We start from the raw sequence: 20,602 nt of genomic DNA on the forward strand, positions 1-20,602 counted from the left end.
CACCAGCTTAGGATCACCGATAAGCGCCATTGCCGCTGAAAGTCGCTGCAACTGCCCGCCCGAAACCTGATGCGGATAACGGTCGCCAATCGTTTCAGGATTTGGCAAGGCCAGCGCCTTAAACAGCTCAATCGCCTTTTTACGCGCGTCTTCCTTCGGCATCAGTTTGTGGATTTTGGTCACTTCGATGACCTGATCCATGATGCGATGTGCAGGATTGAAGGACGCAGCCGCACTTTGCGGCACATAAGATACTTCAGTGCCGCGTTTTTTTGAGCGTTTCCGCTCGGAAAGCGTAACTATATTCTGTTTCGCAACGTCGATGCTTGCTCGACAGAAGCAAGACGATAAAGACAAAGCGCAGACCGAAATCGGCCAGAACTGGCCCGATGATCCCCGGCAGAATCTCCGAACGGATAAGGTAACCGATCTTCTCGCCGCGTGCGCGAGCGACCGTCACATAGTCCATCGTGTTGATATTGATGGCCAATGCACGCGCGAAACGATAGCTACCGGGCGTATAGATAACTGCCATGGTGATAACCAGGATCGGAATGGACGAGCCAACACCTGCAACAATCACCAGCGCCAGAATCTTGCTTGGAATGGATGTTAAGGCATCGAGAAAACGGCTAAGCGCTGAATCGAACCAGCCACCGATAACCGCTGCTGTCATGCCGAGTGTCACGCCGAAAAAGCAGGCGAGAACCACCGCCGCCAGCGAAATACCAACGGTAAAGCGCGCGCCATAAATGATACGCGAGAGCATATCGCGGCCCAGATAATCGGTTCCAAGCGGGTATTGTGCGCTCATTGGTCCGAAGAAGTCGAAATCGACGATTTCGCCCACCGGATGTGGCGCAATCCAGTGTGCAAAAATGGCAACAAGGGCCCAGCCAAGAATAATCAGGAAGGACACGGTGCCAACGAGATTGATCTTATATCCGAAGCGCGGAGACTTTGATTTTCGCTGACTTGAAACGGAAGCGGTCATGATTATCGCAGCCTCGGGTTGGAAACGATGGCGATGATGTCCGCAATCGTAATGAGCAGGAGATAGCCAAAACAGAAGATCATCGCGCAAGTCTGGATCAGAGGAAGATCGCGCGTTGCAACCGCATCAAGCATCAGCTTGGCTATGCCGGGATAATTGAAGATGGTTTCGACAATGATGACACCGCCCAGCAGATAGGACAATGAAAGTGCTACCGCATTGACGATTGGTCCAAGCGCATTTGGCAATGCATGAACCATCACCATGCGCGAGCGCGATGCGCCTTTGAGAAGCGCCATTTCAACATAAAGTGTGTTGAGCGTTTCAAGTACGGCTGCACGTGTCATGCGGATCATCTGCGCTGAAATCACAAAGCTCAAAGTAATAACCGGCATGGCGAAAACTTTAAGAAGACCCAAGAACGATGTCACCTCATTGGCCATCGACAGTGCTGGTAACCAGCCAAGATAAACAGCAAACACGATCACGGCGATGGTCGCGACCATGAATTCAGGCACCGAAATGACCGAGATTGTGATGATGGAAACAACCCGGTCATAGATCGTGCCGCGCATGATGGCGGCGGTGATACCGAGAAACAATGCAATCGGCACCGAAATTGCTGCCGTAACACCTGCGAGTTTGAGCGAATTCATCAATCTGTTGCCGATCAGATCGGCAATCGGCACATTATTGGCATAGGATACGCCAAGATCGCCGGTCAAAAGATTGCCCAACCAATAAATAAAGCGCAGGAAAGCTGGCTGATCGAGATTCATCGCATGGCGAAGTCCGGCAACAGCCTCCGGCGTTGCGGCCTGCCCCAGAAGAATTTCAGCCACATCACCAGGAAGCATCGCTGTTGCAAAGAAAATCGTAAACGCAACTATCAGAAGCGTAAAGAATGCAACGACGAGGCGTTTGGCGATAAGATTCAGCAAAGGCGACTTCATGGTCATGCGCAGCCCAATATTTGGGGGAAACGATCAGTTCGGGCAAAACCTGTGTCTTGCCCGAACAGTTCTGTCTAAATTACCTGAGAACGGTCAGGCTTCCAGCCAGGCATGCTCAGCAAATGTATAGCCCATCATGCCGCCCAGCGGATTTGGCTCAAGACCATTGAGCTTTGGCGAAATGGCATCAACATTCGACATGAAAACCGGGATGACCGTTCCGGCTTCATTGGAAATCATACCCTGCATTTCGCCGTAGATTTCCTTACGCTTCGCTTCATCGAGAGAACCACGGGCTTCAAGCAGCATAGAGTCGAACTTCTCCGACTTGTACTGGCTTTCGTTCCACGGTGCGTCGGACTTATAGAGCAGCGAGAACAGAATGTCGGGCGTTGGACGCGCATTGATATTACCGTAATGCACGGCATCCTTGAGCCAATGGTTCGACCAGTAGCCGTCCGATGGCACACGATCAATCGCGATTTTCTGACCGATGGTGGATGCGGCCTGTTGCAGAACCATAGCATAATCAAGCGACGACGATGCAGCTTCTGCTGCCGTGATGCGGATCTCCTGACCGAGCACACCGGCTTTTTCAAGCAATGATTTTGCGCGTTCAGGATCAAACTCGCGCTGCTTGAGTTCGGCATTGAAATATTTGCTTGTATCCGGCACGGGATGATCGTTGGCGATCTCGGCCAGACCGCGCAGCACGGACTTTTGGATAACTTCGCGGTTGGTGAGATATTTCAGCGCTTCGGCCACGCCAGCTTTGTCGCCCGGATTCATATCGAGACGAACATTGAGGTTGGTATAGGTGCCAAGCTTGGAAATGAAGAGTTTTGCAGCCGGATTGTTTTCAAGCACGCGCAGCGAACGCGGGTTGAGGTTCGCACCAAGATGAATGTCACCAGAAAGAACCGCATTCATACGCGCGGATTCATCGGAGATTGCAAAGAACTCAAACGAGTCAAGATGTGGACCGTTGTTCTTCCAGTAGTTTTCGTTGCGCGCGGCCATCGAGCGCACGCCCGGCTGGAATTCCTTGCAGACGAACGGGCCTGTGCCGTTACCCCTGGAGAAATCAGTCGTGCCGTCTGCAACAATCATGAAATGATGTAGCGCAAGAATGGTTGGAAGATCGGCATTCGCGCTTTCGAGCGTAATCTCGGCTGTGGAGTCGTCGATCTTCTTAACGCCAGTAATCTGCTTGGCAATCGCATTGACCTTGGAGCCGACAGCCGGATCAAGGTGGCGCTGGAGTGAGAACACCACATCGTCAGCAGTCAGCGACTTCCCATCATGGAACGTTACACCCTTGCGCAGCTTGACGGTCCAGACCTTACCATCTGTGCTATCAACACTTTCAGCAAGTTCCATCTGTGTTTCGCCCTTACCATCAAGGAAGGTCAGGCGATTATAAAACGCACAGCAGCGCACATAGTCGGTGGCGTTTGAAGCCTTGGCAGGATCAAGTGTATCGGCAGTGGAGGCGCTAAAACCAGCGGCCTTGATGAAGCCGCCTTTGACCGGCGTCGCAGCATATGCGGAAGTCGCGCGGCCCAGGATAGTCGTGCCAGCTGCAACCGCAACACCACCCATCAGCAACATTTGCAACAATTCACGCCGGGTTGCCCCGCGACGAATTGCATTCTCGATCATCCGGTCGTCAGACGAAGTCCAATTGTTAATCTTGTCGCTCATAGCAATTCCCCTTGATTGTAACAGTTACATGGGGTGGGCCGGTTTATTGTCACCGGTTACACCGTGTTCAGAAATTCAGTCGTAACAACGCTGAATTAAAGTGCGAACGAAACAGCATAGCGAGTTAAGGAACTGCCCTGCGCCTGACGCGCGTTATTCGATCATCCAAACTCAATCCAGTAGATCGCCTCTCGTCTTCACCTTTTGCAGCGATATTAGTTTGTTACGAACATGCGCATTGATTGCGCTGAATTGATGAAGAGCAGCAGCATAATATTGCGAATCTCGTGCGTTAACGAAATTCCGGTTCGCAACCTCATGCCGCTGCCCGCAATGCCTTATCCCTTCATCGCTGCGCGAACGTCTTCATCAGCAAGCGTCAGATCAAGTGTCTTGCGTGTGCGTTCGATAATCGCATCAATATCTTCATCAGTGCAGCAAAGCGGCGGTGCATAACCAAGCACGCCATTCGCAAAGGCGCGGATCACCAGACCATTGTCCCAAGCACGATCAAAAATGCGGCGTGCGGGATCGGCAGCTGCGGGAAGCGGCGTCTTGCGTTCCTTGTCAGTTACCAACTCGATGGCTGCCAGCATACCGCGACCGCGAACATCGCCAACCAGCGGATGATCAGCAAGCGACTGCAAGCCTGCCATCAGGCGTTCGCCAGCCTTGCGGCCGTTTTCCAGCAACCCATTTTCATAAAGGCGCAGGCATTCCAGGCCCACTGCCGCACTCACCGGATGCGCAGAATAGGTATAACCATGGCCGACAGCAGCCTTACCGGCACCATCTGCGATGGTGTTGTAGACATGTTCAGACATGAAGAGCGCGCCCATCGGCACATAACCGGAAGTCAGTCCCTTGGCCGTGGTGATGAAATCCGGCACGACGTCATCTTCGGAACAGGCAAAAAGCGGACCCGTGCGACCAAAACCTGTGATGACTTCATCAGCGATGAACAGGACGTCATATTCCCTGCACAGCGCGTGCATCGCCTTAAGCCAGCCGGTGGGCGGCACAAGCACACCCCCCGAACCCTGAATAGGCTCAACATAAAATGCTGCAACGCGTTCCGCACCCAGCTCTTCGATTTTGGCGCGAAGGGCTGCAACAGAGGCATCAATGATCGCCTGTGGATCTGTACCGACCGGATTGCGATAGGCATAGTGCGATGGAATTTTATGCTGCCAGTCATATGGAACGCCAAAGCCCGCATGGAATGCAGGAAGTGCGGTCAGACCTGAACCGGCAGTGGAGGAGCCGTGATAGCCGTATTCAACCGAGATGAACTGGTCTTTCTGCGGCGTACCCTTGGCATGATAATAGTAGCGGATATAGCGGATCGTGCTGTCGATAGCATCGGAACCGCCAAGCGTAAAATAGACGTGATTGAGATCACCGGGCGCGCGCTCGGCCAGTTCAGCGGCCAAGCGAATAGCAGGCTCTGAACCCAGACCGAAATAGCCTGTTGCGTATGGAAGTTCCTGCAACTGCTTGGTGGCTGCTTCAACGATGCTATCCTGACCATAACCGGCATTGACGCACCAAAGACCAGCAAAACCGTCGAGCAGTGTATGACCCGAAGCATCGGTAACGGTTGCACCCTTGCCGGACTTCAGAACACGCACGCCAGCGGCTTCGTGACTGCGGAACGATGAAACCGGATGCACCAGATGGGCGCGATCAAGTTCGATCAACGAATTGCTCAGCATGATATTCTCCAAATCAACCTAATGCCTGATTTACAAGCGCATATGTGCGGTATTCACTGCCGCTATTTTCTTGAACTGGCCGAACTGCACGGCGCATTGTTATGCCACCGCCGACATGCACAAGTCCGCGCTCGGTGAGCCAAGGGCCAAGATCTGTCGCAATGTTTGTATCAACGCGAACAAATTCACCTGCATGCTGCGAAAGCAAAAAATCGATCAGTGAACGCGCATCATCGCTGCTCTTTGCAACGACCGGACCAATAACAAGCCCACGACCAAAGGGGCGAATGCCGGCAAATGCCTCGACCTGATCGCCTTTGCGGATGACCGAAAATTGCGCGCTTTCTTTCAAAAGCTGCATGATATTCGTGCGATTATGGCCGGTTGCCGAATGGTCAAGTTCCGCGAGACGCGCAAAATCATCGCTCGCAGCCCAGGAGATGCCACCTGGCGCATCAACCTTTGCAACCAACCCCTGATGCTGAATGATTTCGCCGTTGGCTATAAAGCCCAGCTTTTCATAAAGCGGCAGGCCATCCTGTGTAGCAACCAGCAAACATGTCCGACCTTCGGCTGCATCAAGTGCTGCCTGCATCAGCTTGCGACCAACACCGCGCCCGCGCATGGCTTCATCGACAATAACCATATTGACGGTCGCAGTACCGCCGCCTAATGGCGTGGACATTGCGGTACCAACGACACGACCATCTACAAGCGCAACCACGCCATTACTAAGCGCCAGTACAAAGGCCCAGTCTTCGCGACGATGCGGCCAGCCAGCCTGTTGAGACAGAACAACAGCACCATCAAGATGATCTGGCGTCATCGTTCCAAGAGTGATTTGCGAGGCGGTCATAGCTATTTCCGAGCAGAATTTTTCATAGGTTCAAATTAGAATGATGCGCGCAGCAGTTCATCCCGACCAGCATCTATATCCAGTCAATTTTCACTGTCCTTCGATACCGCCGCCGCATCTTATGCCGCGCCATATATCGTAGAGCGGCCCAAACCAATCCCCTGTGCCCACATCGATGCATACCAGACGAAACTCTCTGCCAAAGCTTGATCGAGATACGAAACAATCTGCTTTGCACGGATATGAATGCAGTGATTAGTCCATTCGCCGCTCATTATGATGTATGAGAACGGCACAGCAGTGCCTGCAAGGCTTGGAAGGATCAAATCATGGCCCAGTTTAGACCAAAATACATCACCTTCGATTGCTACGGCACACTGACCAATTTCCAGATGGCGGAAGCCGCACGCGATCTTTATGGCGAGCAGCTTGATGAAGAGCGCATGCAGCAGTTCATCAAGAATTTTGCAGCCTATCGTCTTGATGAAATCCTCGGCGACTGGAAGCCTTATAATGAAGTCGTTCACAATGCGATTGAACGCACCTGCAAGAAGAACAATGTCACGTTCAAGGCAGAAGATGCGCGCACAGTCTATGAACGCGTTCCAACCTGGGGGCCGCATGCGGACGTGCCAGCCGGTCTTTCCAAGATCGCCAAGGAAATCCCGCTCGTCATTCTTTCAAACGCTATGAATGAGCAGATTCACCACAATGTCGAAAAGCTCGGCGCTCCGTTCCATGCCGTTTATACAGCCCAGCAGGCACAGGCTTACAAGCCGCGCTTCAAGGCATTTGAATATATGCTCGACCAGCTTAACGCCAATCCGGAGGATATTCTGCACGTCTCGTCATCCTTCCGCTACGATCTGATGTCGGCTCATGATCTCGGCATCAAGAACAAGGTCTGGGTCAATCGTGGTCACGAGCCTGCAAATCCTTATTACGGCTATACCGAAATCAAGGATATTTCCGGCCTCGCCGGTGTAGTTGGTCTGTAAATAAGGCTTAGCAAGATGCAATTTAAACCCTACTGGCACGACACAACACCGCCTTTCACCGATGCGGAAAAGAACCCGCCGGAAGGGCATTATGATGTTGCCATCATCGGCGGAGGCTTCACCGGGCTTTCGGCTGCATTGCATCTTGCCAAGGCGGGCAGCCGCGTTGCCGTCTTTGAAACCGGGCTTGTTGGCTCTGGCGCTTCGGGACGCAATGGCGGCCATTTGAACAATGGTCTCGCACACAGCTTTATCGCTGCAAAACAACACCTTGGCGCAGAACGTGCCAAGGCTCTCTACAAAGCCTTTGACGATTCAGTTGACACGATTGAACGCATCGTTGCAGAGGAAAATATCGATTGTTCATTCCGACGCGCAGGCAAGCTGAAACTGGCTTCCAAGCCAGCCCATTTTGATAGCCTTGCACGCAATTTCGAATCTATTCATGCGGAAGTTGATCCTGATACAGCACTTCTACGCCGCGATCAGTTATCGGGTGAAGTCGGGTCAAATGATTTCCATGGTGCCATGCTTTCAAAGAAAAGCGCCATGATGCATATGGGACGCTATGTAACCGGCTTAGCTGCCGCTGCCGCCCGTCACGGTGCGATTATTTTTGAGAACACCACGGTCCTTGAGCGGAAAAAACTCGACAACAAGCATCAGATCGTGACATCGCGCGGCACTGTGACCGCTGAAAATGTCATTCTGGCAACCGGTGCCTACACGACAGACAGTTTCTCCTATTTCCGCAAGCGCATCATTCCCGTTGGCAGTTTCATTATTGCGACCCGACCACTGACGCCAAGCGAAATTGCTGCGACAATGCCCGGCAATCGGACTTATGTAACATCGATGAATATCGGCAATTATTTCCGGCTTGCACCCGATAATCGCATGATTTTTGGCGGTCGCGCACGTTTCTCGACTACCTCCGACCAGCGGTCCGACAACAAGAGCGGCGCAATTTTGCGCGAGAGCCTCGTCAAGATTTTCCCGCATCTAGCCAATGTTGAAATCGACTACTGCTGGGGCGGGCTCGTCGACATGACGCAGGATCGCTATCCACGCGCAGGCTTTGCAGATGGCGTGTGGTATGCAATGGGTTATTCTGGCCATGGCGCACAGATGTCGACCCAGATGGGCATTTATCTTGCCGACGCGATCCTGGGGCGTGGCGACAACAATCCGATTTCTGGTCTCGATTGGCCTACCATTCCGGGCTATTCCGGCAAGCCTTGGTTTCTGCCGATGGTTGGTTTCTATTACAAAATGCTCGACAAATTTCAGTAAATTCAAGATACAAAAAAGGGCGGTTAAACCGCCCTTTTTGTATTCTTACAGCCCGCCGACATGCAGTGTTTTAATCTCCAGATATTCTTCAATGCCGAGCTTTGATCCCTCACGGCCAAGCCCCGATTGCTTGACACCGCCAAAAGGTGCGACTTCAGTTGAGATAGCACCTGTATTGAGGCCTATCATACCGAACTCAAGTGCTTCTGCCACACGCCATGAGCGTTTCAGGTTCTCGGTAAAGAAATAGGCCGCAAGGCCGAATGGCGTGCCGTTTGCAATTTCAATCGCTTCCTCTTCCGTTTCAAAGCGGAAAAGCGGTGCAACGGGTCCAAACGTTTCTTCGGATGCGAGAAGCATATCGGTTGTTGCATCACCCAGCACGATCGGCCGCGCATATTGTCGACCTTCCGGCATTGTCTCGCTTTGTGCGAGAATTTTTGCACCGCGTCCCAAAGCATCGCTCACATGGCGTTCGATCTTTTCAATCGCCGCATGATTGATCATCGGGCCAATCACAACGCCTTCTTCGGTACCAATGCCGACTTTCATCTGCGCAACGCGGCTTGAAAGCTTAGCTGCAAAAGCATCGTAGATACCTGCCTGCACCAGAATGCGGTTTGAGCAAACGCAGGTCTGTCCGCCATTGCGAAATTTAGAGGCGATAGCGCCTTCAACCGCTTGATCCAGATCAGCATCGTCAAACACTATGAATGGCGCATTGCCGCCAAGCTCAAGGCTCAAGCGCTTAATACTGTCGGCAGCACCCTTCATCAGAAGCGAACCGACACGCGTTGAGCCAGTGAAGGAGATCTTGCGCACCGTTTCATTGGCCATCAGCTCGTTGCCGATTTCGCTCGGCATACCAGTGACAATATTGATGACGCCTGCCGGTATGCCTGCGCGTTCTGCAAGTGCGCCGAGCGCTAGTGCTGAAAACGGCGTAAACTCTGAAGGCTTGATAACGACAGTACAGCCAGCCGCAAGTGCCGGTGCCACTTTGCGCGTAATCATCGCATTGGGGAAATTCCACGGCGTGATGATAGCACAGACACCGACCGCTTCTTTCAAAACAAGAATGCGACGATCTGCGGTTGGCGAAGGAATGCTGCCTCCATCGATGCGACGCGCTTCCTCTGCAAACCACTTCACAAAAGATGCGCCATAGCGGATTTCGCCGAGCGCTTCAGGGAGAGGCTTGCCCTGTTCCAGCGTCAACAGCAGAGCAAGATCCTGCTCATGCTCAATCATCAGTGCAAACCAGCGTTCCAGCAAGGCAGCACGTTCCGCATGGGTTTTCTTTTTCCACGGCTTGAAAGCAGCTGCCGCTGCGTCGATTGCCGCGCGCGTTTCCGTGATCCCCATGTCGGGGATCGTGCCCAAAGCCCTAAGACTTGCCGGATTGGTGACATCCAAAGTCGCGGTGGAAGCGGCATCCTGCCAGACACCGCCAATGAGACCCTGCTGCCTGAAAAGGCCGTGATCTTTTAACATCTTTACGTTCCCTTATTATGCAAGTGCAGCAAGTACGGACTGCGTGATGGCATCCGTTTTGTCTCTGCCCGCAACTGTTCCGATACCTTGCGCCGTAGCCGCCTCAATTGCCGCCATCACATCTTTCGCAGCCTGATGCTCGCCAAGATGCTCAAGCATCATTGCGCCAGACCAGATCGCTGCAATTGGATTGGCAATGCCAAGATGCGCAATATCAGGTGCAGAGCCATGAACTGGCTCAAACATCGAAGGCGCTGTGCGGTCAGGATTGATATTGGCAGAAGCCGCATAGCCAAGGCCGCCCTGAATGGCAGCACCAAGATCAGTCAGAATATCGCCAAAGAGATTGGACGCCACGATCACATCAAGGCTTTCCGGTGCCATCACCATGCGCGCTGCCATGGCATCAATATGGTAATGCGAAACTTCAACATCAGGATATTCCTTGGCGACATCCTTTGTCACCTCATCCCAGAAAACCATCGAATATTTCTGCGCATTGGACTTGGTAACCGAAGCAAGCTTCTTGCGACGCAAGCGTGCCTGCTCGAAGCCGAAGCGGATAATACGCTCAACACCCGTGCGAGTGAAAATCGCAGTTTCGACAGCAACTTCATCCTTCGTGCCGGAATGCACACGCCCACCGGCACCCGAATATTCACCTTCTGTGTTTTCACGAATGCAAAGAATATCAAAGCCTTCAGAACGCAGCGGACCTGTCACACCCGGCAACAGACGATGCGGACGGATATTGGCATATTGCACAAACGCCTTTCGGATCGGTAGCAGCAAACCATGCAGCGAAACAGAATCCGGCACCTCAGCAGGCCAGCCAACAGCGCCGAGATAAATCGCATCGAACTTGCGCAATGTCTCGATGCCATCCGCAGGCATCATGGAGCCTTTTTCATGATAATATTCGCATGACCAAGGAAAGTTTGTGCCTTCAAGCGTAAAGCCATTGCGCTTTGAAGCTGCCTGCAAAACCTGCCATGTTGCATCAGTTACATTCTTGCCAATACCGTCACCCGGGATCAAAGCAATCGAATAAGTTGTCATCAAGAATTCCCTCTAGAGATCGATAAGCACGCTTTTGGATTTGCGATTTGCGAGATAGGCATCGCGTCCGAGATCCTTGCCAATACCAGAGCTTTTATAGCCGCCAGTTGGCAGAATATGATCGCGTGAGCGGCCATAGCGGTTGACCCAGATTGTTCCTGCCTGCAAAGCCTTGGTGACGCGAAGTGCGCGCGACAGATCCCGCGTGAAAAGACCCGCTGCCAGCCCATAAATCGGGTGATCAGCAAGGGCGAGCGCCTCTTCCTCGTGTTTGAATGTCTGAAGCGTCAACACAGGACCGAAAATTTCCTCGGTCACGGCTGGAGAGTTTTCATCGACACCGCGAAGCAGTGTAGGCTCATAATAATAGCCCTCGCGATCCATCCGCTTTCCGCCTACAACACTGTGTGCGCCGAGCTTGACTGCCTTCTGCACAATCTCATCAATACGGCAAATCTGACGTTCGGAAATGATCGGCGAATATTGTGTGTTCTCGTCCCATGTGACGCCCGGCTTGATATTAGCCATATGCCGCGCAATGGCTTCGCTTAGCGCATCGGCAATTTCTTCCGCAACAATAAGACGCGAGCCAGCGACACAGGCCTGTCCGGCATTGCTTAGAATTCCGCGCGTAATAGCAGAGGCAGCCAGTTGGATATCCGCATCGGCGAACACCACCTGCGGGCTTTTTCCGCCAAGCTCCAGCGTCATTGGCTTAACACCAGTTCGCGCGATATTCTGCATAATAGCAGCACCCGCCGCCGTTGACCCTGTAAAGCTGACCTTTGAAATATCCGAGTGCCCGGTAATAGCATTGCCGGTCGTCGGACCATCACCCAAGACGATATTAATAAGGCCAGCGGGGATGCCAGCCTTAACCGCAAGTTCAGCGATATAGAGTGTGGTGAAAGGCGTTATCTCTGAAGGCTTAAGAACAACAGCATTGCCTGCCGCCAGTGCCGGTCCAAGCTTCCAGCCCGCCATAGAGATTGGGAAGTTCCATGGTGTAATGGCACCGATCACGCCATAGGGCTCACTCAGAGTCATACCAAATGTGTTGGCGCTTGTCGGAACGACTTCGCTGCCTTCCTTATCGGCAAATTCAGCAAAAAAGCGGATCTGTTCGGCGGTAACTGCGATGTCGCCTTCGATAAGATGCGCAATCGGTCGGGTTGAAGAAACCGCTTCCATACGCGCCAGCGTCAATGCTTCCTGCTCGATCAGGTCAGCCCATCGATGCAGCGCATTCAACCGCTCGCGTGGCAGCGTATCGGACCATCCGCTCGATTTCAGCGCAGCCTTGGCATTTTGTACTGCGCGATCAACCAGCGCCTCATCAGCTATCGGGCAATCACCATAGGCCTTGCCATCGGAAGGCCTGCGCATTTCAAGGCCACCTGTGGCATCCACGCGCTCCCCACCGATATAATGATAAAACGGAAGTTCGAGCGTTTCAGGATCGAAGCTTAAAGTCATGGCGCACCTCGTACTTTCTTTGAGAAAAGTATAGTGCCGGAGGCACCGCATTTTTGATCAAGAATAGCCCACCTGGCGGTTTTCAATCGCGTCAGGCGGGCTTTATGCGGCGGATTATTCTGGCTTATTCATAAACGCAGAGGTAAATCTTGCGTACGGTTTCAATCGTCCGCCAGATACCAACAAAGCCCGGCTTCATGACAAAGCTGTCGCCTGCGCGATAGGTCTTGGTTTCACCGTCTTTTTCTTCGATTTCAACGAGGCCAGACAGGATATGGCAGAACTCAAGCGTCGTACCCTTGATGGAATGGGTCTCGCCCGGCGTTGCTTCCCAAACACCTGTCAGAACCTTATCATTCTTCGAAGCATCCTGCGCCCAAGTTTTGAACGATGGCGCGCCAGAGATCAGACGATCCTCGGTTGGCAGCGCTTCTTTCGGTGCAAAATCAGGATTTGGATCGATGGTAATCAGAAGTGACATAGCATTCCCCTTTGGGTTAATAACCAAGTGTGCGATCGATCAGGCCGATCAGTTCTTCTCCAGCGAGATGACGCTGGATATTTTCGATGACAGATTTTGCAGCCGTATGTGGTTGCGTAACGGACGCGATATGCGGTGTGATAAGCACTTTCGGGTGCGACCAGAGTGGATGCCCCGCAGGAAGTGGTTCGGGATCAGTTACGTCACACATGGCTGCTGAAAGATGGCCGCTATCAAGCGCCTCGATCAGTGCATTTTGATCAAGCTGCGGCCCACGCCCCGTATGCAGCAATCGCGCACCCTTTGGTAGCAAGGCAAACAGATCGGCATTCAGAATACCGCGTGTTTCGTCGGTCAACGGCAGCAGGCAGATAAGAATATCAGTCTGCCGCAGGAAGCTCGCAAACTGACCCTCACCGTAAAAACACTCAACGCCTGCAATGTCTTTTCGGCTGCGACTCCAACCGGACAGCGGAAACTGAAATGGAAGCAGCCTTTCAATGGAAGCTTGTGCGAGCATGCCCAGCCCTAAGAAACCAACCCGGCGTTCACTGGCCTGTGGCGTCGCAAACGCGCGCCATTCCTCATTTTTCTGCTGCTCTCTATACGCAATAGCTTCGCGATGGAGCGTTAGTACGCCCATCGCCACATACTCCTGCATCATGCGGATAATGCCGTCCTCGACCATACGCACGAGCTTGACGTGTTCTGGCACAGTTCCCGGCTTGAACTGATCAACGCCAGCGCCAATCGAAAAAAGCACCTCAAGATTGCTATAACGCGCAATCTCATCGGGTGCTACCCAACTGATCAGATAACGGATTTCATTGGGATCGACCTCGTCGCCTGCCTGATAAAACGCAACATCAGGAAGCGCCTTCGCAAAAGCCTCACGAAAAACAGCACCGCGTGCGGCATCGGAATTAAAAAGAAACGCCATGATTGCTTCCGATTAAGAGGTGAGGCGAGCGGCAAGATTTTCGATCATCTTCTGGCACGCATGCAGCTCGTTGATTTCAATATATTCATTCGGACGATGGGCACGGCTGATATCGCCCGGACCGCAGATGATTGCATCAATGCCCGCCTGCTGAAAAAGTCCGGCTTCTGTGCCATAGCTAACCGCTGCAAGCGTTTCCTGCCCCGTCAGCTCGACCAACAATTGGGAGAGTTCGCTCTCAGCTGAGAGCGAAAGTGCAGGATAGGCACTCAAATCATGCCAAAGCACTTGATAGCCGCCGTCGCACAGAGCGAATAATTCTGCCTTTACAGGCTCCAGCAATTCGGTTGGTGACATGCCGGAAATTGCACGCACTTCAATATCGGCGGTGCAGCGATCAGGAATGATATTAACGGCCTGCCCGCCAGCGATGACGCCAAACTGTAACGACGAATAAGGCGACTCAAAATTGGTATCGAACGGCCCAGCTTCCAGCGTCTTCCCGTAGGCAGCGGCTTTTGCAATCACGCCAGCCATAGCATGAACGGCATTCAACCCAAGATCAGGGCGCGATGAATGGCCCGAACGCCCAATCACTTCCAGCCGAGCAGCAGCTTTGCCCTTATGCGCGAGCACGGCCTGCATCCGGCTTGGCTCACCAATGATGGCACCGAGCGGCTTTGCACACAGATCAGGAAGCGCTGCAAGCAAATGCGGCACACCGCGACAGCCCGCCTCCTCATCATAGGAAAACGCCAAATGAACTGGACGCAGCAATTGGCTGGAAGCAAATTTTGGCAATGCCGCAAGCGCGCATGCCAGAAAACCCTTCATATCGGTCGTGCCACGACCATAAAGCTTTTCTCCGTCCTTATGGAGTTTGAATGGATCGGTGGTCCACTCCGCTTCTCCGGCGGGCACAACGTCCGTATGACCGGAAAGAATATAGCCTGGAACATCGCGTGGACCGATTGTGATAAACAGATTTGCCCTGTCACCTTCTGGTCCGGGAAGCACTGATACTTCCGCCCCCGATGCTTTCGCATAGGCGCTGATCCAGTCGACAATCGCGTTATTGGGAGTACCCACGATAGAAGGAAAACCGATTAATGCTGCGAGAATTTCTTCGACGTTCATGAACACCACATGCGAAAAACAATCTTCGGGACTTTTATCAGCATAAAGGCTTAGCGAAGGGTTCCATGCCGAATAAGACGTGGCTTTGAACAAAGATTGCGAATTGACCGCGCCAAGAAGCAAATCCTGCGGCCTCCGACATGAGAAGATGCGGCAAAATACGTCTGTCAGATGCATTGCATTCATCGGCAGGATCAAAAACACTGCATATTGCAGGCTTGGGTATTGGGTTAGGACGCTGATATGCAGAATTCAGTGCGACTGAAATCATTTGAACTGATGGCTCAGGACATCAAAGACGTCGATGTCAGCCTGCTGCATGGATTATCAATGGGGGTCCGCTGGCCGCACCGTCCCAATGACTGGGAGCATATTCTGCAAACGGGTCAGGGAATTGTCGCCGTCGACGGGATTGGCCGGGTTTTTGGCAGTGCAATGTGGTTTCCATACGGGGACAACTTTGCAACAATCGGCATGGTGATTACGTCTCCACGCGCTCAGGCGCAGGGAAATGGGCGCTGGCTGATGGATCAGGTGCTGGAGCGTTGCAGCGGTCGAAACCTCAGCCTCAATGCGACCCATGCCGCCTATAGTCTTTACCTTGCGCTCGGGTTCAAGAATGAAGCGACCGTCTATCAATGTCAGGGCGAAATAGCACTGACGCTTCCGGAAATTCCCGCCCCGGAAGGCGAGATTGTTAAACTTTCGAACGATGAAGTCGCAAGCCTTGCAAAGCTCGACGCCCAAGCATTCAGTGTTAACCGCGCCGATCTGCTGAAACTTCTGTCCGAAAAAGCCGAAATCTATGGCCTGAAACGCAATGGTGAACTGGTCGGCTATTCCTTCTGCCGCGAATTTGGGCGCGGCAAGGTCATCGGCCCTATTGTGGCAAGCAATGATCAGGATGCAATCCAACTTACCGCAATCCACCTGCAAAATCTCAAGGGAGAATTTGCGCGTGTCGATACTCGCGAAAAGCACGGCGCTTTCGCAGATTATCTTGAGCAATGTCGGCTTGGCGTTTTTGACACTGTTACAACGATGTCGAGAGGAAAGCAGTTTTTAAACAGAAAAGCCAAAAATCCATGGATATATGGACTTGCAGCGCATGGCTGGGGGTAAGAAATCCTATTATCGGAAAGATAAACATAAACAGTTGAGTTCCAGCAAAGCTTAATATCTAAGTACAGTTATTGTTAAAGCTCGTTTGGATTATCGCTGTGACCACAGAACAAACCCCTTCCAACGTTATTTTTTCGCGCACAGCAGTCACCAGCACGGCGATGATATTCGGCTTGACATATAGTCTGAGCGCCGCGCTCATTGCGCTTGATCTCGATGAAATGGGGTTCAGCGAAGCAATCATAGGTGCGAATGCTGCAATGCATGCTGTCGGCGTACTTTGCATGGCCTTTCTGCTGCCGCGCCTGAGTGCACTGCTCGGCATGCGTATACTGGTGATTGTGGCACTTGCAGCAGCGGCGCTGCTTCTTGGGCTTTTCCCTGCTATCCCACTGATATGGCTCTGGTTCCCGCTGCGTATTCTATTGGGAGCCGCATCAGAAACGTTGTTTGTGGTGTCGGAAACATGGCTCAATTCATTGAGCACCGACGAAAACCGCTCAAAAACCATGGGTATTTACACAGCGGCACTTTCGCTTGGCTTTGCGCTTGGACCTTTGATCCTTTCGCTCGTCGGTTCTACCGGGTTCCTGCCCTATCTGATTGGCTCCGCACTGGCCATTGTTGCAGCTCTGCTGATTGCAAGTCCCAAGGTCAGCGCCCCGCCAATCAACGACAAGCCGCATGGAAGTCCGTTGCATTATCTGGCGCTTGCACCTGTGGCGCTGGCCGCTACCGTGCTCAATGCTGCAATCGAATCCGCAGGGCTTTCATTTCTGCCACTTTATGCGGTGGATCTCGGCTGGAATGAAAATCAGGCGACGCAGCTGATGTCTGTCATGATGTTTGGCGCGATTATGCTCCAGATTCCTATCGGTTTTCTCGGCGACAAAATGAACCGTCAGACACTGCTGATCATCCTTGCTGGGCTATCAGCAGCCGGTGCTGCGATCTGGCCATGGGCGCTCACTTTGCCATGGCTCACCTATACGCTGCTTTTTGTCTGGGGCGGTGCATTCGTCGGCATTTATACGATCATGTTAAGCGTCGTTGGGAGCCAGTTTAAAGGCGCTCAACTTGTTGGAATCTATGCCAGTATGGGATTGATGTGGGGCGTCGGGGCTTTGATCGGACCACTTTTTGCAGGCATTGCCCAGCAATATCTGACACACGGCCTGCCCATCTTTGTCACGATTGCCTGCCTGATCTTTCTGGCACTCGCTCTTACATTGCGTCCGCGTGAAGTGCTTGCGACCGAATAATCAATATTTTCCGAAGCTTAAAAGTAGTCACGGCCTCCTTTATGGAGGCCGTATTTGTTCATATCCAACTATTTCTTAACGACTTATTTACCACGTTTGTAAGAAACTGAACTGAGCAAATCATTATGTCGACCGCGCTTATTTTTGAAAAGTGAACTTCTCATGGCAAACCCACATCAGGCATACGGTTCTCGTTCGATCATCGACGAACTCAACGCCCTGCGTGAGCGTCATGCGGCACCTGCGGCGCCAAAGCCAAGTGCCATGGATGAACTTCAAAACACTTTGGCTGAACTCGAAAAGCGCTTGGGCGGCCTTAGCGTGATAACACCTCGCCCACGCGCCATTGAACCCGAGAAGCGCATTGAGGGTCTTGCAGAAATTGCAGAACATCTGCGCCGTCTCGACAGAGAAAAAAACGAAGCAGAACAGTTCGACAGACAGCCAGCACCGCGCTTTGCAGAACTGCGCGAAGAGCCTTCCGAAAAAAATATACTGCGCCAGATCGACCATCGCCTCAATGAAATCAGCCATGCCGTCATCACAGCCAATCAGCATCTGCATTCCGGTCAGGAAGAAGCGTTGCGTCTGGAGCGCATCGAGAGTCGCTTAAGCCAACTTACACATCAGCTCGACAGCTCAGTGGCTGAACAAAATGCCGATACGCTGTTTCGTCGCCTTGGTGAACTATCACAGCGCATTGATGCTTTAAGCCAGGGCGCGCACTTACCAGAAAATGCAATTGAGCAACTGGCACAGCAAATCAATCTCCTCGCGCATCAGGTCGGCAAGGTTATGGAGAACCTCAGCCAATCCGATTACCATAGTGTCGATGCACGTCTTGAGGCCATCGGCCAGAAGCTTGCAGCCGCCGAAAAATGGGCGCGTGAGCCAAATCCGGCCGTTCTGCAAAAGATCGATAATCGCTTCAAGGAACTGACCAAGCGTCTGGATGCGCAATATGCGAGCCATTACGCTGAAGGTGGCGTTTTGCATACGCTTGAAGGACGTCTTGACGATATTTCGCAGCAGATTTCGCTCAGTCTTTTGCAGACACCACACTCTGGAGATGCTGCACTTGCTGAAAGCGAAGCCATTCGCGGTCTCGAAAGCCAGATCGCAAATCTTGCTAGACAGCTTGCCAAGCCATCATCGGATTTTGCTGAACTAAAGCCGCGCCTCGATACAATCGAACGCTCGATTGCGGAAAACCGCGAAAATGTATTGGATGCTGCAAGAGAAGCCGCTGAAACTGCCGTTGCCAATGTTTTAAAGCATGGATCGCAGCATGATACGGCGGTTGCACTCCAGCTTGCCAATGACATGAAGTCGCTTGAAGCACTTGCGCGTAATGCCGACGAGCGCAACACTAAAACCTTCGAAGTCGTGCATGAGACACTTGTCAAAGTCGTTGACCGGCTGGCAAATCTCGAACAGCAGATGGATGTTAACGCCTACACGCCGCATACGACGCCAAATGCCAATCCCGTTGCAAACCCATACTCGAACGCACCACAGGTATTTCCGACACTTGCAAGCAAACCAGTTGAAAAAGCTGTCGTCGATGCGCCAAATGCTGAGGAAAAGCTCGCAAAACTGACGCCAAAAATGCGGCAGGAGCCGGAACTGAGCACGTCGCTTGACTCCGTACAGCCTGATAATGACAGCGTCCTTGATCTGAACACGATCATGAAGCGTGTGCGTGAAGAACGCAGCCAGCAAGACGATGCAAAGGCGAAAACCGGCGGCAAAGCTGACCTGATCAGCGTGGCACGTCGTGCAGCACAGCAAGCGGCGGAAGAATCGAGCAAGCTCGAACAAAACGCCGAAAACACTGTGGATGAAAAGAAGGGATCGATCAGCAACCTTTTTAGCCGTCAGCGCAAGCCTATCCTGATGGCGATTGGTGCGGTGATGTTGGCAATAGCCGGGTTGCAGGTGGGGGCAGCTTTTCTGCAAAACAACGAGCAGGCAGAGCTTTCTGCAAAAACCGAAGCGCCGGAAATCGACAACGGCACGACTGCTTCGATTGCGCCTGCTGATCAGACAATGCCAGCCTCCGACATCCAGCCAATGCCGGAAATGGTTGCGCCTGAGACCACGATCGCCAAACCGCAACACGAAAGCAATCTGGTTCCACCGCACGTAGCACCGGAAGCGCAAGCGCAGCCTGTTCCTGATACGGCTGTGGCACAGGAGCCAGAAGCGACCAAAGTCGACGTTCCAGTTGATGCAGGTCCTGCAGCATTACGCGAAGCAGCGATTACAGGTGATCCACGCGCCTTGTTTGAAATCGGCAATCGGTACACGGAAGGTCACGGCGTTACGAAAGACCTAGCGGAGGCTGCAAAATGGTATGAGAAATCGGCTGCGCAAGGGTTTGCGCCTGCACTCTACCGCCTTGGAAACATGAACGAAAAGGGGCTTGGCATGCCCCGCAATATCTCACAGGCAATCGGCTGGTATCAGCAATCCGCAAATGAAGGCAATGCCAGCGCCATGCATAATCTGGCAGTGCTTTACGCATCGGGTGCCAGCGGTGGCTCACCAGACAACGCATCTGCCGTGCGCTGGTTTACCGACGCCGCAGAACTCGGCGTTAAGGACAGCCAGTATAATCTTGGTATTTTGGCCGCCAAAGGCCTTGGAATGCCGGTTAATCTGGAAGAAAGCTACAAATGGTTTGCACTTGCCGCCAAGGCTGGCGACAAAGATGCAGCCGAGAAGCGCGATCAGATCGGCGCAGCCCTAACGCCTCAAAAACTGGCACGCGCCAAAGACACTGTTGAACTTTGGAAAGCGAAGCCGCTCAATCAGGAAGCCAACTCACTCGACATCCCCGAAGGCTGGTCAGACGAAAAGCCCATTACCACCGCTTCTGTCGATATGAAAAAGGCTGTTCGCAATATTCAGCTTATTCTCCAGAAAAATGGATATGATGTTGGCACGGCCGACGGCGTGATGGGAAACAAAACCCGCAACGCCATCTCTGAAATTCAGAAAGCCAACGGGCAAGAGCCAACCGGCGAAGTCAACCAGCAGCTCGTGCAGCTTTTGCTTGAAAAAAACAAATAGCCACATTTATCTGATGTAGGAAGTAACAGGTTGAATCCTTACC

The 20,602-nt window shown here is 52.6% G+C and carries 15 protein-coding genes and 2 pseudogenes; 5 read left to right on the forward strand and 12 right to left on the reverse strand.

Annotated features, from left to right (window positions below):
• The 6 genes and pseudogenes from CEV31_RS17450 to CEV31_RS17475 all read right to left on the reverse strand — a co-directional run.
• Positions 1-300, reverse strand: a pseudogene (locus CEV31_RS17450) (ATP-binding cassette domain-containing protein); the annotation flags it as partial.
• Between the two features lie 31 nt (positions 301-331).
• Positions 332-1,000 (reverse strand): annotated as a pseudogene (locus CEV31_RS17455) (ABC transporter permease); the annotation flags it as partial.
• Positions 997-1,947 carry an ABC transporter permease gene (locus tag CEV31_RS17460; protein ID WP_094509069.1) on the reverse strand — a complete coding sequence of 317 codons (951 nt, stop codon included), beginning with the start codon at positions 1,945-1,947 and terminating at the stop codon, positions 997-999. The gene CEV31_RS17460 and the pseudogene CEV31_RS17455, both read right to left, overlap by 4 nt.
• A 93-nt stretch (positions 1,948-2,040) precedes the next feature.
• A complete protein-coding gene (locus CEV31_RS17465; protein ID WP_094508959.1) occupies positions 2,041-3,651 on the reverse strand; it encodes an ABC transporter substrate-binding protein in 1,611 nt (536 codons plus the stop codon).
• Positions 3,652-3,989: 338 nt separating this feature from the next.
• Positions 3,990-5,366, reverse strand: a complete 1,377-nt coding sequence (locus tag CEV31_RS17470; protein WP_094509071.1) for an aspartate aminotransferase family protein — start codon at positions 5,364-5,366, stop codon at positions 3,990-3,992.
• A gap of 13 nt (positions 5,367-5,379) precedes the next feature.
• Positions 5,380-6,222 (reverse strand): GNAT family N-acetyltransferase, encoded by an 843-nt coding sequence (locus CEV31_RS17475; RefSeq protein ID WP_094508961.1) that lies wholly within the window; start codon positions 6,220-6,222, stop codon positions 5,380-5,382.
• Between the two features lie 329 nt (positions 6,223-6,551).
• On the opposite strand from CEV31_RS17475, the gene CEV31_RS17485 reads away from it, so the two are divergent.
• On the forward strand, positions 6,552-7,220 hold the full coding sequence (locus tag CEV31_RS17485; protein WP_094508965.1) for a haloacid dehalogenase type II: 669 nt from the start codon (positions 6,552-6,554) through the stop codon (positions 7,218-7,220).
• Positions 7,221-7,235: 15 nt separating this feature from the next.
• A complete protein-coding gene (locus tag CEV31_RS17490) occupies positions 7,236-8,513 on the forward strand; it encodes an NAD(P)/FAD-dependent oxidoreductase (protein WP_094508968.1) in 1,278 nt (425 codons plus the stop codon).
• Between the two features lie 45 nt (positions 8,514-8,558).
• On the opposite strand, the gene CEV31_RS17495 is transcribed toward CEV31_RS17490, so the two are convergent.
• From CEV31_RS17495 to argE, 6 genes are all read right to left on the reverse strand, one after another.
• Positions 8,559-10,007: an NAD-dependent succinate-semialdehyde dehydrogenase gene (locus CEV31_RS17495; RefSeq protein WP_094508970.1), complete on the reverse strand. Its 1,449-nt coding sequence runs from the start codon at positions 10,005-10,007 to the stop codon at positions 8,559-8,561.
• Positions 10,008-10,022: 15 nt separating this feature from the next.
• Positions 10,023-11,066, reverse strand: a complete 1,044-nt coding sequence (locus tag CEV31_RS17500) for a tartrate dehydrogenase (RefSeq protein ID WP_094508972.1) — start codon at positions 11,064-11,066, stop codon at positions 10,023-10,025.
• A gap of 12 nt (positions 11,067-11,078) precedes the next feature.
• The gene (locus CEV31_RS17505; RefSeq protein ID WP_094508974.1) at positions 11,079-12,542 is read right to left on the reverse strand and encodes an aldehyde dehydrogenase family protein; all 1,464 of its coding nucleotides are present in this window, start codon (positions 12,540-12,542) and stop codon (positions 11,079-11,081) included.
• A gap of 124 nt (positions 12,543-12,666) precedes the next feature.
• Positions 12,667-13,023 (reverse strand): cupin domain-containing protein, encoded by a 357-nt coding sequence (locus CEV31_RS17510; protein WP_094508976.1) that lies wholly within the window; start codon positions 13,021-13,023, stop codon positions 12,667-12,669.
• 16 nt (positions 13,024-13,039) lie between these two features.
• Positions 13,040-13,963 carry a 2-hydroxyacid dehydrogenase gene (locus CEV31_RS17515; protein WP_094508978.1) on the reverse strand — a complete coding sequence of 308 codons (924 nt, stop codon included), beginning with the start codon at positions 13,961-13,963 and terminating at the stop codon, positions 13,040-13,042.
• A 12-nt stretch (positions 13,964-13,975) separates the two neighbouring features.
• Positions 13,976-15,100, reverse strand: coding sequence for an acetylornithine deacetylase (gene argE, locus CEV31_RS17520; RefSeq protein ID WP_094509072.1), 1,125 nt, complete (start codon positions 15,098-15,100; stop codon positions 13,976-13,978).
• A 243-nt stretch (positions 15,101-15,343) separates the two neighbouring features.
• Between argE and CEV31_RS17525 the strand changes: the two genes are divergently transcribed.
• The 3 genes from CEV31_RS17525 (at position 15,344) to CEV31_RS17535 (ending at position 20,559) form a co-directional block, all read left to right on the forward strand.
• Positions 15,344-16,222 (forward strand): GNAT family N-acetyltransferase, encoded by an 879-nt coding sequence (locus CEV31_RS17525; protein ID WP_094508980.1) that lies wholly within the window; start codon positions 15,344-15,346, stop codon positions 16,220-16,222.
• A gap of 98 nt (positions 16,223-16,320) precedes the next feature.
• Positions 16,321-17,484 (forward strand): MFS transporter, encoded by a 1,164-nt coding sequence (locus CEV31_RS17530; protein ID WP_328587692.1) that lies wholly within the window; start codon positions 16,321-16,323, stop codon positions 17,482-17,484.
• Positions 17,485-17,646: 162 nt separating this feature from the next.
• The gene (locus tag CEV31_RS17535; protein ID WP_374847328.1) at positions 17,647-20,559 is read left to right on the forward strand and encodes an SEL1-like repeat protein; all 2,913 of its coding nucleotides are present in this window, start codon (positions 17,647-17,649) and stop codon (positions 20,557-20,559) included.
• Positions 20,560-20,602 lie beyond the last annotated feature (43 nt).

The sequence above is a fragment of the Brucella thiophenivorans genome (assembly GCF_002252445.1).
GTDB lineage: Bacteria > Pseudomonadota > Alphaproteobacteria > Rhizobiales > Rhizobiaceae > Brucella > Brucella thiophenivorans.

Bases quoted from the DNA above. Each gene is read 5' to 3' on its own strand.
- CEV31_RS17460 (WP_094509069.1), bottom strand. From the start codon at position 1,947: ATGAAGTCGCCTTTGCTGAATCTTATCGCCAAACGCCTCGTCGTTGCA.
- CEV31_RS17465 (WP_094508959.1), bottom strand. From the start codon at position 3,651: ATGAGCGACAAGATTAACAATTGGACTTCGTCTGACGACCGGATGATC.
- CEV31_RS17470 (WP_094509071.1), bottom strand. From the start codon at position 5,366: ATGCTGAGCAATTCGTTGATCGAACTTGATCGCGCCCATCTGGTGCAT.
- CEV31_RS17475 (WP_094508961.1), bottom strand. From the start codon at position 6,222: ATGACCGCCTCGCAAATCACTCTTGGAACGATGACGCCAGATCATCTT.
- CEV31_RS17485 (WP_094508965.1), top strand. From the start codon at position 6,552: ATGGCCCAGTTTAGACCAAAATACATCACCTTCGATTGCTACGGCACA.
- CEV31_RS17490 (WP_094508968.1), top strand. From the start codon at position 7,236: ATGCAATTTAAACCCTACTGGCACGACACAACACCGCCTTTCACCGAT.
- CEV31_RS17495 (WP_094508970.1), bottom strand. From the start codon at position 10,007: ATGTTAAAAGATCACGGCCTTTTCAGGCAGCAGGGTCTCATTGGCGGT.
- CEV31_RS17500 (WP_094508972.1), bottom strand. From the start codon at position 11,066: ATGACAACTTATTCGATTGCTTTGATCCCGGGTGACGGTATTGGCAAG.
- CEV31_RS17505 (WP_094508974.1), bottom strand. From the start codon at position 12,542: ATGACTTTAAGCTTCGATCCTGAAACGCTCGAACTTCCGTTTTATCAT.
- CEV31_RS17510 (WP_094508976.1), bottom strand. From the start codon at position 13,023: ATGTCACTTCTGATTACCATCGATCCAAATCCTGATTTTGCACCGAAA.
- CEV31_RS17515 (WP_094508978.1), bottom strand. From the start codon at position 13,963: ATGGCGTTTCTTTTTAATTCCGATGCCGCACGCGGTGCTGTTTTTCGT.
- argE (WP_094509072.1), bottom strand. From the start codon at position 15,100: ATGAACGTCGAAGAAATTCTCGCAGCATTAATCGGTTTTCCTTCTATC.
- CEV31_RS17525 (WP_094508980.1), top strand. From the start codon at position 15,344: ATGCAGAATTCAGTGCGACTGAAATCATTTGAACTGATGGCTCAGGAC.
- CEV31_RS17535 (WP_374847328.1), top strand. From the start codon at position 17,647: ATGGCAAACCCACATCAGGCATACGGTTCTCGTTCGATCATCGACGAA.